The sequence below is a fragment of the Fischerella sp. JS2 genome (assembly GCF_032393985.1).
GTDB lineage: Bacteria > Cyanobacteriota > Cyanobacteriia > Cyanobacteriales > Nostocaceae > Fischerella.
In genome coordinates, this window is the sequence record NZ_CP135918.1 from 1,268,585 (window position 1) to 1,284,647 (window position 16,063).

The following is a 16,063-nucleotide window of genomic DNA, read 5'->3' on the forward strand; positions in this document are numbered from 1 at the left end:
CCACCTCCCTAGCTACACCATCCGTTTCAAAGTCAAAGCCACATCGCTTAGTTGTTCTGTACCCAACTTGGTTTGATTGATACCAGCAGCAGTTTCTTGCGCCCCCTTATTGATAATGTCCATTGCTTGGACAACTTGTTGGATTGCGTCCAATTGCTGCTTGAGATTGAGTGAAATTTGCTGATTGTTCACAACCATATAATTAATGGCATCCGCCATTCCAGCAAAGGCTTGATCTGTTTTTTGGGCATTTTCTACTCCTGTTTTTACTGTCTTAGTGCCTTCTTCTGTCACCATCACTGTTGAATTAATTGCTTTTTGAATATTAGAAACTAAGACATTAATTTTTTCAGCAGATTTTTGACTTTGGTCGGATAGTCTGCGAATTTCATTCGCAACTACAGCAAAGCCTTTTCCATATTCTCCAGCGCGTACTGCTTCCACCGAGGAATTGAGCGCCAACATATTAGTTTGGTTTGCCAAGTCAGAAACAATCTGGGAAATGCCAGCAATTTGATTGGCTTGCTCACTCAGATGCACAATTTGTGCAGCGATCGCTGATACTTTTTTTTCTAAGATGAACATACCTTCTAGGGTTTCCTTCACTGCTTGGCTGCCACCTTCTGCAAGTGTCAGAACCTGCTGTGCGGCGGTAGTGGCAGATTTTGCTTGTTGAGTTGACTGTCTACAGGAAGCTTCCAGTTCGTCCATTGTGGTTGTGGTTTCATGCACTGAGGCAGCTTGCTGACCGGCTATGCGTGCTTGTTGATCCAAGCCAGAGAAAGTTTGTTGAATAGAGGCGGATATTATATTAACCAATTGCTTAATCAGATTGACAATTTGGCGTGCCCGAATAAATCCCAACGGTAACACCACAGCTAAAGAAATAATAATAATCAAGAAGGCGACTATCTTAAATGAGTTAATAGCAGCAAATACACTTTTGTTGGGAACTTTATTCAAAACTACTAAAAATTCTGGCTGGTTTGGGCTAGGGTCAACTCTATGGAATGTAAATAAATACTCCCCGTCATCAATAAATCCTTTTTCCCTACTTAATACTTCTCGAGTAACTTCTGTGGAAAAATCTTTGTCTAATTTGTCATCTTTTTTGAATTCAAATCCCCACTCTTTTTCCGGCATAGGATGGGAGATGTAGTAGCCATTTTGATTGACAATAAACTTCTGTTGATCTTTATATAGATTTTCTGCTTCTTCCTGTTGATTAACCTCTTTAAAAGCGTCTATAAATTTTTTGGCAAATACATTGGCGATGACAATTCCTCTTTTTTTCCCACTAGAATCAACTATGGGTGTAGCGTATCGAATTACTGGTTTAAAAGGTCTTTCGATTTGACCACGTTCCTGATTTAGATCCAAACGTGAGACATACATGCTACCAGGTGCAAGCTTTATTGATTCTGTAAAGTATGGTCTATCTCCCTTGTTTTGTAATTCTGTTTCAGGGATAACTTTGATATTGATGCCATCCGAATCAACTCGTACTATTTCTTTGCCTTTTTCGTCTATGTATCGAAGTTGCATATAATGGGACTTGCGTTCCATCATGGCAGTAAAGAGATTTTGTAACTGCTCAACCCAAGCATTGTAGGATAAATTAGTTTGACCATCTACTCCGCCATTGTCTTTAGCTTGGATAATACCTTGAATTGGTAATGTTTTGCTTAAAAATAAAACATCATCACTCACACCATTCAGAAATGTATTAATTTTGTTAGCTTCTTTTGTTGACTCCGCCTCCATTTTTTCCTTTGCAACTTCTGATAGGTTGTTGGAGGAGGAATAAATACCATACAAGCCGACAATAGAGACAGGAATAATAGTACTAAAAATTAATAGAATGATAAATTGATCCTGAAGTTTGAATTGACTAGGTAATATTTTGAAAAGTTTCTTCAACATGGCTGATTAGGTATAATAACTAGAGAGTTTTGGTGGATACGAATAGATTTAGTAATTGGTAATTGGTAGTTTTATTTCCTATTACTCATTACTGATGTAGAGTGAATTCATAGTTTTATATCGAGTTCGGTTAATCACTTAATAATAAAAAACCTCACCCCAGCCCCTCTGTTGCGAGTTCACCAGAGGGGTGCCGAAGGCGGGGTGAGGTTAAACGGGAATTATAAGTAGTCATGTGAACTTGATATTACATACTCGGTAAATATATAAACAAAATTCAGCATAATTGACCCTTATCTGTATCAAGATAAGAATTTGCTGTACAACCTCTACGATCACAAAGTTTTACTAGGTTGCTACGAAAACCAAAAAGCACCCTGGAATTTTTTTAGTTGCCTTGATAATTGCTGACGCAAAATTAGTATTTTAGATGCCAGCACACATCTAAATTTTTCCGTTTAGCCAGCATAAGCTAGCGAACAACTTTGACAAATACTTTAATACTTTTAGCACCCGTGCCAGATTATAAGGATAACATCGGCGTTTTGCGTCAATTGTCCCAATAGCCTTGGTCTGCAATCCACAGAGGCAAGTGCTAAAGTAACTCTCAACACCTGTGGCTGTTTGGTAGATTTCGCAGATTATACCTCAACCTGAAGAAAAGTCAGCATTTGTGCAACAGTATTAATTGTGAATATCTGATGGTATGAGCTATGACCTACGAAATTTAGAATTGATCAGCCTCAAGCAAATCCTGTAGATGCGATCGCTCAGGTACAAACAATATAAAATTGCTACACCAAATTCTTCAGCTTTTGAACGGTTTCGTTGAGGTTGATAGTGGCATTTTTGACTAAAGAAATCCCAGTAGCGGTTTCTTTTGCTCCCAGATTGATCGCATTCATCGCTGATACGATCTGCTGTACTGCAATAGCTTGCTGTCTAGCATTGAGGACAATCTGTTGACTGTTCAAAAATACCTGATTGACAGCATCTGTGATACTTGTGAATGCATCTCCGGTTTCTTGAGCCAGTTTGATCCCTTGCGTTGCTTTCTTAGTACCTTCATCAGTTACCATCACCGCAGAGTTAATAGCCGCTTGTACTTGATTAACTAACACACTGATCTGATCAGCTGATTTGCGACTTTGGTCAGCGAGTTTGCGAATTTCACTAGCTACCACTGCAAAGCCTTTACCCTGCTCACCTGCACGCGCTGCTTCGACTTCAGCATTCAAAGCCAACATATTTGTTTGGTTTGCTAACTCCGCCACTAGATCAGAAATTGTCGAGATTTGAGTAGTCTGTTCACTCAAATGTGTGGTTTGATTGGTGATCGCCATCACCTGATCTCTTAACTGTGAGATTCCTGCAATCGTCAGACTAACTGTTGTAGTTCCTTCTTCCGCGAGAGTTAATGCTTGCTTGGCTCCATTTGCTGAGGTTTCGGCTTGTTCGGCTGACTGGAGTGCAGAAGTACCAACTTCATCAATGGTAGTGGTAGTTTGATTCACTGAAGCAGATTGTTGCAAAATGATGCGTTCCTGCTCAAATACACTGGTAGCAATATCGCCGGAAGAGGTCGCGACTGCATAAGCGGCTTCATTAATTGGCTGCATAATCCGGCGGATAACGTAAAAGGAGATATAAATCCCAGCCCCAACACTAACAAGCCATCCACCCCAATTGACTAGACTTGACAACCCCTGAAATTGATCTGATGCTTCTTCTGTTTGCTGAAAAAGCCTTTGTTCTTGTTGCTCCATTTCAGCTAGTGTAGCTTTGATTTCATTCATAATTTGCTCTCCTTTGTTGGAAGCTAGCACAGCAGAAATTTCTTGATCTTTTCCTGCTTTTTTGAGAGCAATAGTTTCTTCTAATTGGGAGAATTTTGTCTGAGCTAATTGTATAACTTGGTCAGTTTTTTTGCTCTGAGATGGATCGCCATTAACTAGCTTTTTCAAATCCTCACTACGCGCTTGAAAATTGTTTTGTAAAGTTGCATAGTGTTGCAGATAGTTTTCTTTACCAGTGAGCAAAAATCCACGTTGTCCTGTCTCGGCATCTACTATATCTTTCTCCAACTGCTTTAGCAGTAACTTAACTTCAAATGTATGCTTCTCTACATCATACATTTGTTTTAATTTAGCTTTGGAAATCTCAGAAAATGTCGTTACGATACCTGTTAATATGAGAACAATACCAAAACCTATAGGTACAATTTGATTAATTTTCAAAGGGCGTTGCACTTGCTTTTGCATGATTTTTATTCCTCGAAACTAGGCAAACATGACTTTTTAGAAAGTGAACACCCTGGTTAATTGTTTTCATTTACTTTTAACTTCTTTAAAGTCAGTCTTTAATAGATTCAGACCAAAAAAGTTGGCTCACAACCAATAATAAATTGATTCAATTGACAGATTTAAAAAAACATTACTATAAAAATTTACCAGTTTTAATAATTCTCAATAACAAATGGTCAACTGCAAGTAACAGACTTTTTGTTGTGGTAATGCGATCGCTCTTTACCTAATTCCTAAAGTTGTGTTGCCAAAAAGCCTATGCTCTGATAAATGTACTTAAGTATCTACCGATAGTTTTTTACCATATAACAGAAATCTCCTGGGTGCAATACCGTTAGTATGAACATCTACCTTGGAGAGTAAGATGAGCGATCACAATCGAGGGATGACAGTGTGTAACCAATGTGGCTATGATACCAATCCTGCTACGGCTACACACTGTTTAAAGTGCGGTCAAGCCCTAGACGTTTTTCCAACAAAAAAGGGTAACAAATTCATAAAATCACAGTCAAAATCTTTAAGAGAATTGCTGTTCACACCTTGGGCAATTTGGCTTGGTTTTGGCCTGTTATTTCTGCTACTTAGTTGGTTAATATACTCTTTTTTCGGCAATTTCAGCAGTGTGAACAAACCCGATAGTGTCAGAGTTGTCAATTCTGATGTTAGCAACCAGAATATTTCCTCCGATGTCAAACTCTATAATTCTATAAAAGATGTACCGAATGTACCTTCCGGCACATTTAACTATGGTGGTGGTAATACTTTTGCAGCTTTGACTGCTCAAGGCTTTCACGAAGCTATCACTAGATCTCACCCAAATTTTCGCCTCCGCTTCACTGAACCTAGAGACGGTAAATCTGGTGGCAAAAAGGGTGTGGTTATGGTGCTTGATAGCCAACTGAGCTTTACTCTATACGGAGCATCTCTTGAGGATGAACACTATAACAAAGCTCTACAAAGAGGCTTTCAGATCAAGCAAGTGCCAGTGGCTTTAGATATGTTTGTCTTCTTTACCCATAAAAATATCTCTATTCCTGGGCTTTCAATTGATCAACTGCAAGACATATACAAAGGCAAAATAAGTAACTGGAAGGAAGTAGGAGGGCCGGATTTAGCGATCGCACCTTTCGCTAGAGACCCAAAATCTACTAATTTATTGAATGAGCTTCTCGGAAAAGAAGTAGATCAACTCAGTTCTAAGGTACAGTTAGCCCGTGATTACACTGAGATAATTCGTAAGGTTGCCGCAACACCTGGGGGAATTTCCTTTGGAGGAAGTGGGCCAATTCTTGGTCAAAAAACAATCCGCCCTCTCGCTATCGCTCAAGCTAATACCAAAGATTATGTGCAACCCTTTATAGATGATAACAAGCAGGTTAATACTACTGCACTGCGGGATGGCTCTTACCCCATGACCCGACGCATGTTTGTTGTGTATCGCCTTGATGACACTATCGATCAACTAGCTGGAGAAGCCTACGTCAATATGTTACTAACCAAAGAAGGTCAGCAGATTGTTGAAAAGGCCGGGTTAGTTCCCTTGCGCTGAAACACCTTTGGAGTACTTTGTTAACTATAAATTTGCAAAGACAAACGACTCGCAAACCACCATTTAATAATCATAGTGTGTTGCTTGACTTCAAAAGAAATTCCCTAGAAATAAATAGATTTAGATAGATTTAGGTGTAAATGAAGTGATATCTAGAGTTTGGTCAAATTTTTTGCTGCTTAGCCCTGCTGTTGTGGTGGCAAGCTTTGCTGTTTTACCCTCGACAGTTTTAGCTGAAGTATCTATAAATGAACAAGTTCAGCCAGAATTTACAGCTATAGCTGAACTTTCTCCAAATAATCAAGCACAAGTCAGTTCTGTTTCTCAGTTATCTGATGTACAGCCTACAGATTGGGCATTCCAAGCACTACAATCCCTGGTAGAACGATATGGTTGTATTGCTGGCTACCCAAATGGTACGTACCGGGGCAATCGACCCATGACACGATACGAATTTGCTGCTGGTTTGAATGCTTGTTTAGACCGAGTAAATGAACTTATTGCTAGCGCTACGAGTGATTTGGTGACGAAAGAGGATTTAGCTACATTGCAAAGGCTGCAAGAGGAATTTTCCGCAGAATTAGCGACACTACGTGGTCGTATCGATACGCTAGAAGCACGCACAGCTGAACTAGAAGCAAATCAATTTTCTACCACTACAAAACTCAATGCAGAAGCTATTTTTGCCCTAGCTGGTGTTGTTGGTGACAATGCAGCTGATCAAGATAACGATTCTGATAACAACCCAGATTTGCAAGATAATACCATCCTCGCAGACCGAGTGCGTCTGAATTTTGATACCAGCTTTATGGGCAAAGACCGTCTGCGAGTCCGCTTGCAAGCCAGAAATATCACCGAATTTCAGGGTAATGTCACAGGTACGAGGATGACCCGTTTAGGATTTGATGGTGAGGACGACAACGATGTTGTATTAGATGACTTGTACTATTACTTTCCCTTGGGCGATAAGGTGAGAGTCACAGTTTCTGCTGCAAATACAGAATTAAATAGCATTGTGGAAACCCTAAGTCCATTTGAAAGTTCTGGTAGTGGTAGTATTTCGCGTTTTGGAAGATTTAATCCGATCTACCGCACAGCTGGTAGTACCGGATTAGTAGTCAATTATCAGTTTAGCGATCGCGCCAGTCTCGATTTAGCCTATATGGTGCGCGATCCTGAAGATCCTAGTGGTGAAAACGGACTGTTCAACGGTAACTATGGTGCTTTGGCACAATTCATCTTTGAGCCAATCAAAAATTTAAATCTAGGCTTGACTTATGTCCACTCCTATAATGCTGGAGGTAGTAATAGTGGCGTCAACCTCACAGGTAGTACGGGTAGTACCAATGCTGTCAGACCTTTTGGTAATGTTTCTACCTCAGCAGATTCTCTCGGATTAGAAACCAGCTGGCGCATCAGTCCTCAATTTACTCTTTCTGGTTGGTTAGCTTATTCATTGGCACGATCGGAAGTCAGCGATGATAGCGCAGATATCTTGAACTACGCTGTAACTTTGGCATTTCCAGACTTAGGAGGAAAAGGTAATTTAGCCGGGATCGTCATAGGAATGCCACCAAAAGTTATAGAAAGTAGTCTGGTAGAAGATCAAGATACTTCTTTGCACATAGAAGGTTTTTATCGGTTGCAGGTTACAGATAATATTGCCATTACTCCTGGCTTATTTGTGATTACCAATCCAGAACATAATGACAATAACGACAGCATTTTTGTAGGAACGATTCGGACTACCTTCAAGTTTTAAATCTACTTCTGATATCATGTCCGTTTGAGGACTTACTATATCTTTAAAGGTGGGTAAAAGGTAATGGAAAAAACCAATTACCTATTACCCGATTAATTAATGCATACTTTCAGCAATCATGAATGCTCCTGTACCACCTAACACCCAAGCAATGAGTTTGCGGAGATTGGAAGATTCAATCTTTTTGAGAGTTTTTGCTCCAATATAACTACCTAGTAACGTTGTTGGCACGAGTGACAAAAGAAGTGGCCAGTGAACTCCCAACGTCAACATACTAGCTGTTCCACCAGTAGCTAGAGTCAGAAAGTTAATAGCTAAGTTTGTTCCTACTGCTTCCTTTGGCTCCATACCTAAAACTTTAATCATGGCAGGTAATCTGATACTAGCCAATCCTAAACCCACTATACCTGCTAGTAACCCTAAGCCTACTCCAATTCCGATCTCAATCAAGAAACGTTGGTGAGTTGAAAGTTTATCTTCACCTTGATTGTGTTTTTTAGGATTAGCTATCTGAAAGCTTGAGTAAATAAGTACAAGTCCGATAACAATTTTTATCCAATCTGCTTGTATCCGAGCAAAAGCAAGCACACTTATAATCGCACCAAGGGCTGAGGGGATACCTATTGCACAGACTACCCGAAAATTAACACGGCCCTCCTTAATATGATAATAAGTACCAGCAAATGCTCCCATTGCAGCAGTAGCTAAATTTGTACCTGTTGCAATACCTACTCCATTTGCAGTTGATTGTAAGGTATATACAATTAAAGGTAGCCGAATCTGACCTAACATCAAGCCTACAGAAGCGCCAAAAAAGCTTAAAACAAAGGAGACAATTCCAAGGATAATTATAATTGAATAATTATTAACATTAAACATTATGATTATGCACCTGATTTACTCGAAGATTGTTAGTAGACTTTATGAAGTTTTAAATATCCAGAGATTAAAGAATCACAGATAGTAATAGTACTTGAATACTCAAGCACTATTACTAACCTATTTTTAATTAGTTTTACTAATTAGCTGCTGAAATTTAGGTACAAAACCAAGCTGAAAATGATGAGAATATTCGGAAATTCCATTAAAGTGTAATCTATTTAGTTTGCGAAATTCATTTTCAGGGAAAGATGTTCTCCCGTGTAGAACACTCGCGTTATCAAGTATAATAATTTGATGAGGTTGAAGTTGAAAAATTAATTGATTCTTAGTATCGTTGACATAGTTCTTTATCAGATTATAAGCTCTTTCTATTTGTGGTGGAATTGCAACTGAGATGATTGCATCTGCCCTAAAACACATGAACATTCTGTCTTCGTACTCTGTAAAGATTGCTCGTTTACCTGTTTGATCTCCTCTGGTTATAGTCAATGGATAATTGAACAAGTTCTGTAATTCTTCAGGATAATTTTTTCTTAAATACTCATAGACAGTTTCAGCATAAATAATTTGAGATAATCCTCCTGTTTTAGAGGGAACTTCACATTGCATAGCAACAATTTTAGGGGGTTCCATTTCAAAAGAACCATCTGTATGCATGAAATGGGTTATATTACTTGTGGCTACGTAAGTTTTAGCAAGAGAGGAGTCACGTAAGTTTTCAATTGTACTAATACCATTAGGCGCAGAAAGCTTATGTTTCTTGATTGAACCAAAATAATTTTTTAAAGCTAACAAGTTTTCTTGAAGATTCGGTATTGGTTCACATTCTAAAATGACAAATTTAAATTTATTAAATATCTCAAATAGCCTTTGTAAATCGGAATTGGAAATTTCTGCAACTTTACTAATTTTTATTGTTAACTGATTAAGCTCGAGTTTAGTGGCATCAAGAACTTCTTTGTTGTGTAAATTTACGTCCAATTTGTATTGTTCTGCTTGAATATTATTTTTTAGCATCGTTCAATCTCCTTGTTTAGATGCACTTGCTCAGATTTCAGAATGAAATTACTTTCACAAATGGACAAGTCTTAGCGGTATATTTGCAAATGAGAATGCTTATTAAAAATAAGGACTAAAGATAGTTGATTTTCTCTATCAACTAGTGGTTTTTGCTTTTCTTGCACCCAATTTGGTAGCAGTGAAAATGAATTAACAAATTCTTTGAAAAAGTTTGTCAAGTAGATTCAAATATTTTTTAAATTAGCCATTTTGATAAGATTTACATATTTTCAAGCATGAGAAATTAAGCTCTACTTTTATAGAACTAATAAAATAACTTTTTTATTCTTCTGGAACACAGTTGTGCTATCTGCAATATGTTCTTTTACAGACTTAGGAAGTCATCCTGTGATGGTGTCATAAAGTCGTGTCGAAAAGAAGCAGATGCCAATATCTCAAATACAATTAGATCAGGGATAACCAAAAGTGAGGATAACCAATATATTGGAGAAAGGGTTACAGTGATATAGGTGCATTGAATGCTTTGTATTTCCTGATTTGGCAATTGATTGCCATGCAAGCATACCTTTCACAACAGTCGTGAGCATCGTTACATCCTCCTGCTGTCTTGTATTCCCTGAATAAATTTAGAAAAATTTCCTTATTCAACCCACGACCTAATAAAACAAACTGTGCATCTTCAAAACCTTACACATAGGTTTGGGCGTGAGTGTAAAAATTCAGAATCTTAATTTTTCTTCCTATAAAACTATATACCGATCAAGCAAATAAAGCAACACATTAATATCTAAAAGAGTTATTTAGATAAATTACATAATACTGAAATTTTTAAATATTTATTTTATTTATCATCTGTTGAGTACAATGAGAATTCACCATTGCCTGCACATCACTCTCAAATTTACTACCACCAAAAGGGAGATTAATTGAGGCGAAATGCCAACACAGACTTCAAAACAACTATCTCTACAAACCGAACTCGGCTGGTCTTTGGATCAGCGAGATCCAGAATTTATCAAATTTTTGATGCCTTTTTGGGAGTGGCTGTATAAATACTATTTTCGTGTCCAGACTAGTGGCTGGGAAAATATTCCCGACAAAGAAAAAGCCTTATTCGTAGGTTCCCACAATGGCGGACTTGCTGCTCCTGATACGCATATGATGGTCTACGACTGGTTTAGACGCTTTGGTGTGGAAAAACCAATCTACGGTTTGATGCATCCCACGGTTTGGAAAGAGTTTCCTGTTGTAGCACAAGCAGCTGCTAAAGTTGGAGCCATCATCGCCCATCCTAAAATGGCGATCGCAGCTTTGCGTTCCGGAGCCAGCGTACTCGTCTATCCTGGTGGTGCAGAAGATCTGTTTCGACCTTATTCTTTGCGTAATCAAATCTACTTTGCTGAACGCCACGGCTTTATTAAGCTAGCACTACGAGAAAAAGTACCCATAGTGCCACTCATTTCTACTGGCGCTCATGAGACACTAATTATTCTCGCTGAACGTTACGACTTAGCACAGCAATTGCATCAATGGGGAATGCCTTGGCTATTTGGAATCGACCCAGTTGTCTTTCCGATCTATTTAGGTTTACCTTGGGGATTGTCGTTTGGACCTTTACCTAATATTCCTTTACCAGTACCCATCCGCACGCGAGTTTGTCCACCAATTGTTTTTGAACGTTATGGTAGAGAAGCAACGTGCGATCGCGATTATGTCCATGCTTGCTACAAACTTGTCCGCAGTCAAATGCAGCAAGAGTTGGATAATTTGTTAAAGACGTAGTTTTTAAGAAGGACAATTCAAAAATACGTATGGGTAATGCCCCTGCAAATCTCTCCATATTGAGAGCGATCGCCTGTGCTGACATTCATAATTGGGCGATCGCAAAATTTATCTTGAGCTTGGCTATCTAGTAATTTGGGGATTTTATCTGGGCTGTTGAACTGGCTGTTGGACGGGTTGCTGAACGGGTTGCTGAACTGATTGCTGAACTGGTTGCTGAACTGATTGCTGAACTGGTTGAGAAGTTTGTAAAGGATTGAATAAAGAGTTAACCACATTCTGGGGTAACTTAACTAATGGGTCAGCTAAAAAACCAAGGCTAGAGCTAAAGGAAGATACCAATTGATTTAATTGTCCAGCAGATAAATTTTTAGCTGCTTGCTGAATACCAACACCGATTCTATCCAAAGCGAAGGCAGCAACTAAGCGCACAGCTTGATTGGGATCTGTCAAACTGGTAAGTAGGGCAGGAGCTGCACCTTTAGCTTGATCCCCAAGACAGCCAAGAGTTGCACCAGCAAAAAAGCGAACCAGTTCGTCTTTATCTTGCAAACCTCCAATCAGTGCAGGTACAACAGATGTTGGATTTGACACAAAACATCTACCTGTATTTGATTGGATTTTAGGTTGAGCATTCACTTGAGCCTGTGGTTGAACCTGTGGTTGGGCATTTGGTTGAGCTAGTTGTTGCACCTGCTGTTGTAATTGTGGATTTTGATTTTGTAAGGTCTGAATTATACCGGGAACCGCAGCAGCAGCATCTGAGCGTATTTGTGGATTATTGCCCTGTAATCCTTGAATTAAAACAGGTATTGCAGAACTTGCATCAAAACCTGCTGGTGCTTGTTTACCTTGTAACACCTGAATTAGAACTGGTACAGCCCCAGCACCAAGATTAGCACTAGGTTGAGAATTACCGTTGAGGGGTACAGTTACTCTAATATCTTGTCCATTCGCCTGCTGCGCCCAGCTAGCGGTGGTGATCAATAACGGTGAAGACAAGCACAATAAGCCAACTGTTGCTTGGGAGATCATCGCATTCCAACGAACTCGTATCGGGAATTTTGAATGAAGAGATTTAATCATGGGTGTAGGTAGGTAAGTAGGTGCATTTGCAAGATGAATACACCAGTGACGATCGCGATTACGAAAATCACCCAAGATATAAGCAAAAATATTTAGTGCAAGACGATAAACACAGATAGATCATCCGTGTGCATCGGTGTGCATCTGTGTTCGTTTATCTAAAAAAATAAATTCTTGCGAATCTTCCACTTAACTTTACACAGTTTTACAAAATTATTGCGTAAAAGAATCTCGCACAAATGTAGCAATATTAAAGAAGCAACTATAAATAATGCTATAAAAATGAGACTAAGATTATCAGGTCAAGTATTGACAGGGGTTGTAGGGTTCTGTGGAATTGCTATATTGACTTTGACCGCATCTGTAGTACCCGCTAATGCTAAACAGATAACCAGCCTTTCCACAATAGAGCGAACTACAACCACTAAAGCCGATGACTTCTACAATCAGGGAGTCAATAAGTATAATCAAGGAGATTTAGAAGGTGCGATCGCAGCTTTTTCCGCAGCCATTGGACTTGATCCCAATGATGCGATCGCTTATGTGAACCGGGGCTATACCCGTTATGATTTAGGAGACAAACAAGGAGCAATCAAGGACTTTACCGCAGCAATTCGCCTCAACCCTCGTGATCCTGTTGCTTACGTCAATCGCGGATATAGCCGTTATGACTTGGGAGACAGCCAAAGTGCCATACAGGACTATAACAGAGCTATTAATCTTGATCCTAATTATGCTCTTGCCTACTACAACCGAGGTCTTGCCCGCAATGATTTAGGAGACAAAAAAGGAGCAATAGAAGACCATAACATAGCAATTCGTCTTAACCCAAATGATGCCCTTGCCTATGTGGGTCGAGGGAATGTCCGTGATGAACAAGGAGATCACAAGGGAGCAATAGAAGACTATAACCAAGCACTGCGCCTTAATCCCAACGAAGCTTTTGCTTATTACAACCGGGGTGTAACTCGTTATAACCAAGCAGACTCCTTTGGGGCAATAAAAGACTTTGAAAAGGCCGCAGATCTATTTTTACAACAAGGAAATACTACACAGTATCAACAAGTTTTAGAATTGATTACTAAAATTGAGCAGCAGACAGGGGAAAACTTGGTTTCTATTTGATAGATAAATAACGCAGAGGATCGCAAAGGAAACGCGGAGATACGCAGAGTTTTTCTGAGTTTTTTTGCCACGAATTTGTGAACTCTATAACTCTCTTATACTAAGTCCGGCTAATTGCTTATGATATGAAGCAAAGTCATTGGAGAAGAAGTTTTTTCCATTACCCATTATCAATTACCGACCTCAACGGATAATATCAGTGTTCAACCGGACACGATATTATTTTTCTATTGCAACCCTGTCTTTTTCAGTGTAATACTCCCTTATTGGGTATACGCTAATGATACTGTCTCCAATTATAAAAAATGTGCCTTCTTGCTCGTCTTTAGAAAACTGCAAATGCGGATATTTTTGAGTAAGCTTTTCCGCAGTTATAGCCTTTGCATTCATTCCATCTGGCAACACTCCGGTGGAACCAATATATAGTACTAAGGGGCTAATTTTGTCACGGTAAATTTTTGAGGTAAATTCCTCTAACTTCGCATTAGCAGTAAAGAGGGCTGCTAGCAGTTCATCTTTGTTGATACTTTTGCGATCGCGCTGCTGTTGCAAAATTTGTGCCAAGTTCTCAGCACCGATTTTGTTAAGAATACCAGCAACAATACCATTGTTATCTAGTCCCAGAAAATCATCAAAAATCTGTTTCATGAACTCATCCACCGGAGTAATTTTTATCCGAGATGATAATTGCTTGTGTCTGCAAGCGATATTTTCATGAAAAATCATATCAAAGCTAGGCTTGGAGATAATTTCTCCAGTTGCTGTGTGATACACTTCATACATTCTGTCAAGAAATTTGTTAGCAGAATGTAGTTTACCTAGATTGAGAATGTCTTTGCTGCCAATATCAATTTTGTAGCTAATGCGTGCATCAAGATGATGTTTAGCTAAAGCTTTTTTAATATTAGTATATTCGTTAGTTGTGGGAAAGTTGAGGTTCACATTTTTGGAAATATAATACTTTCTCAACTCTTCTAACTGTTCTGGTAAAAAGATATCTGACTCTTTTTTCAAAAGTGCAGAAAGAATACTTGCAAGTACTTTAGCTTCTGCAAGTTGATCAAATAAACCCTCAATACTACTGTAATGTTGCTCAATGGGTATAAGGGGCAGATGGTCTAATCTAATGGTATACTCACGACGAAAATCATACTCTTCGTTTTCTACTACACCTTTTGCTCGTAGCAAGTCAAAAGTTTTTTTGCTGCTAATCTTAACTTGTAGTGATTTGACATTGGCTTTGCCTTCACTAACAATCGTGTAATTATTAAAGCTATTTAAGTTATTTACCAATAAACCCGCAACTTCAAAAATAGGAGTTTTATCTTCTGTTTTGATCAGTCTGACTTTGCGGGTAATCAGCATGTTGATATTGGCTGTGTTATGGTTAAGTTCAAATGTACCCATACCAACATATTCACCATTGTCTAGGTATTGTGTTGTCAGCCAAGGTTTAATAAGATTACTATTTTCATCTCTATAACCTGGAACCCTTTTAACACCTATTCTTTGATAGTTTGCTTGTAGATGCTTGAGGTTGATAATAATGTTATTGCGATGCGCTTCCAAAATTTTCAGCAGTTCCAACAGAGAAATTATGTTGTTTTGTTGAGAAGATATCTGATAATTTTTGGCAGATTTTTTTGCCATAACTAACCTACCCTGGTTTACTTAAATAGGAATTTTAATAAGATATGTTAATAAACCACACAGAGCGTAGAGAAGTAGAAAAAGAGGATGTGTTGAGAATTGGTTTACTTGGCAAAGTTTGTGTGACAAAGTACTAGTTATCCTGCAAATATGTAACACCAAATTTGCAGTGTTTGTTCATTTACTAAAAATGTTAAATGTAGCCCTATACATTCACATTACACACTTAATTTTGAATTCCTATAGTACAATTGTACCACAGCCAAATCATTTGTGGGGTAGCAACGCCTGCTATTTTCTCTACGCTCTCAGTATCTGCGCGGTGAAAACCTTTTTTACTTAATTAAATTTTTAACGCCAAGTAAACTAAATAAAAATAAGTTTCTCGCATCAGAAACGTTACCTGAGCGTTGAAACTTTGATAGCGAGTAGTAGGTGTAGGGGATGAATACGCATCCATTCCTAAATCTTTCGCCATCAACACAGAACGCTTCATGTGTAGCGGGTCACTGACAATGAGAAACTTGGTCAATGGATAAGCAGCAGCTACCGACTGAGCATTTTTGAGATTCTGGTAAGTTGTGCGAGATTGAGTTTCAACGAGAATGTCAGACGCTTTTACACCCTGCGCTACAGCGTAATTTTTACCAACAATGCCTTCAGCTGGTTCATTGCTTTCGCCAACTCCACCCGTAAAAATGATGGTATGAACATCTCTGTTTTTATAGAGATCAATGGCGTGGTTAATTCGTTCTCGAAAAACAGGCGAAGGTTCTTCTCCCCAAACAGCTGCTCCTAACACTATTGCTGCATCTGCTTTGATGTTATCGCTCCTACTACCATACAGATAGATACTCAATGCTGTAGATGTGATTCCCAACAGGAATGCAGATAGCAGAGCAAGTAAAACCAGAGATAGCCATTTTCGTTTGATTTTATAATAAGGCATGCCAAAGTAAAAGGGAGCTTCTGTAGATAGAC

General features: G+C 38.8%; 11 protein-coding genes. 4 read left to right on the forward strand and 7 right to left on the reverse strand.

Annotated elements, in window-relative coordinates; genetic code table 11:
• Positions 1 to 12 precede the first annotated feature (12 nt).
• On the reverse strand, positions 13 to 1,923 hold the full coding sequence (locus RS893_RS05325; RefSeq protein ID WP_315790209.1) for a methyl-accepting chemotaxis protein: 1,911 nt from the start codon (positions 1,921 to 1,923) through the stop codon (positions 13 to 15).
• A 794-nt stretch (positions 1,924 to 2,717) separates the two neighbouring features.
• Positions 2,718 to 4,184 carry a methyl-accepting chemotaxis protein gene (locus RS893_RS05330; RefSeq protein WP_315790210.1) on the reverse strand — a complete coding sequence of 489 codons (1,467 nt, stop codon included), beginning with the start codon at positions 4,182 to 4,184 and terminating at the stop codon, positions 2,718 to 2,720.
• A gap of 664 nt (positions 4,185 to 4,848) precedes the next feature.
• On the opposite strand from RS893_RS05330, the gene RS893_RS05335 reads away from it, so the two are divergent.
• Both RS893_RS05335 and RS893_RS05340 read left to right on the forward strand, forming a co-directional pair.
• The gene (locus tag RS893_RS05335) at positions 4,849 to 5,775 is read left to right on the forward strand and encodes a PstS family phosphate ABC transporter substrate-binding protein (RefSeq protein ID WP_315790211.1); all 927 of its coding nucleotides are present in this window, start codon (positions 4,849 to 4,851) and stop codon (positions 5,773 to 5,775) included.
• Between the two features lie 145 nt (positions 5,776 to 5,920).
• Positions 5,921 to 7,537 (forward strand): iron uptake porin, encoded by a 1,617-nt coding sequence (locus RS893_RS05340; protein WP_315790212.1) that lies wholly within the window; start codon positions 5,921 to 5,923, stop codon positions 7,535 to 7,537.
• 96 nt (positions 7,538 to 7,633) lie between these two features.
• Here RS893_RS05340 and RS893_RS05345 read toward each other — a convergent pair whose 3' ends face one another.
• Positions 7,634 to 8,416, reverse strand: coding sequence for a sulfite exporter TauE/SafE family protein (locus RS893_RS05345; RefSeq protein ID WP_315790213.1), 783 nt, complete (start codon positions 8,414 to 8,416; stop codon positions 7,634 to 7,636).
• 126 nt (positions 8,417 to 8,542) lie between these two features.
• Entirely contained in the window at positions 8,543 to 9,436 is an 894-nt protein-coding gene (locus RS893_RS05350; protein ID WP_315790214.1) for a TauD/TfdA family dioxygenase, read from the reverse strand.
• A gap of 939 nt (positions 9,437 to 10,375) precedes the next feature.
• On the opposite strand from RS893_RS05350, the gene RS893_RS05355 reads away from it, so the two are divergent.
• Complete coding sequence (locus RS893_RS05355) at positions 10,376 to 11,221, forward strand: lysophospholipid acyltransferase family protein (RefSeq protein WP_315790215.1); 846 nt, start codon at positions 10,376 to 10,378, stop codon at positions 11,219 to 11,221.
• A 144-nt stretch (positions 11,222 to 11,365) separates the two neighbouring features.
• Here the strand turns inward: RS893_RS05355 and RS893_RS05360 are convergent, their stop codons facing one another.
• Positions 11,366 to 12,382 carry a HEAT repeat domain-containing protein gene (locus RS893_RS05360; RefSeq protein ID WP_315790216.1) on the reverse strand — a complete coding sequence of 339 codons (1,017 nt, stop codon included), beginning with the start codon at positions 12,380 to 12,382 and terminating at the stop codon, positions 11,366 to 11,368.
• 207 nt (positions 12,383 to 12,589) lie between these two features.
• Here RS893_RS05360 and RS893_RS05365 point away from each other — a divergent pair, with 207 nt between their 5' ends.
• Positions 12,590 to 13,432: a tetratricopeptide repeat protein gene (locus tag RS893_RS05365; RefSeq protein ID WP_315790217.1), complete on the forward strand. Its 843-nt coding sequence runs from the start codon at positions 12,590 to 12,592 to the stop codon at positions 13,430 to 13,432.
• 219 nt (positions 13,433 to 13,651) lie between these two features.
• Here RS893_RS05365 and RS893_RS05370 read toward each other — a convergent pair whose 3' ends face one another.
• Entirely contained in the window at positions 13,652 to 15,082 is a 1,431-nt protein-coding gene (locus RS893_RS05370; RefSeq protein ID WP_315790218.1) for a hypothetical protein, read from the reverse strand.
• Positions 15,083 to 15,425: 343 nt separating this feature from the next.
• Positions 15,426 to 16,031, reverse strand: coding sequence for a YdcF family protein (locus RS893_RS05375; RefSeq protein WP_315790219.1), 606 nt, complete (start codon positions 16,029 to 16,031; stop codon positions 15,426 to 15,428).
• Positions 16,032 to 16,063 lie beyond the last annotated feature (32 nt).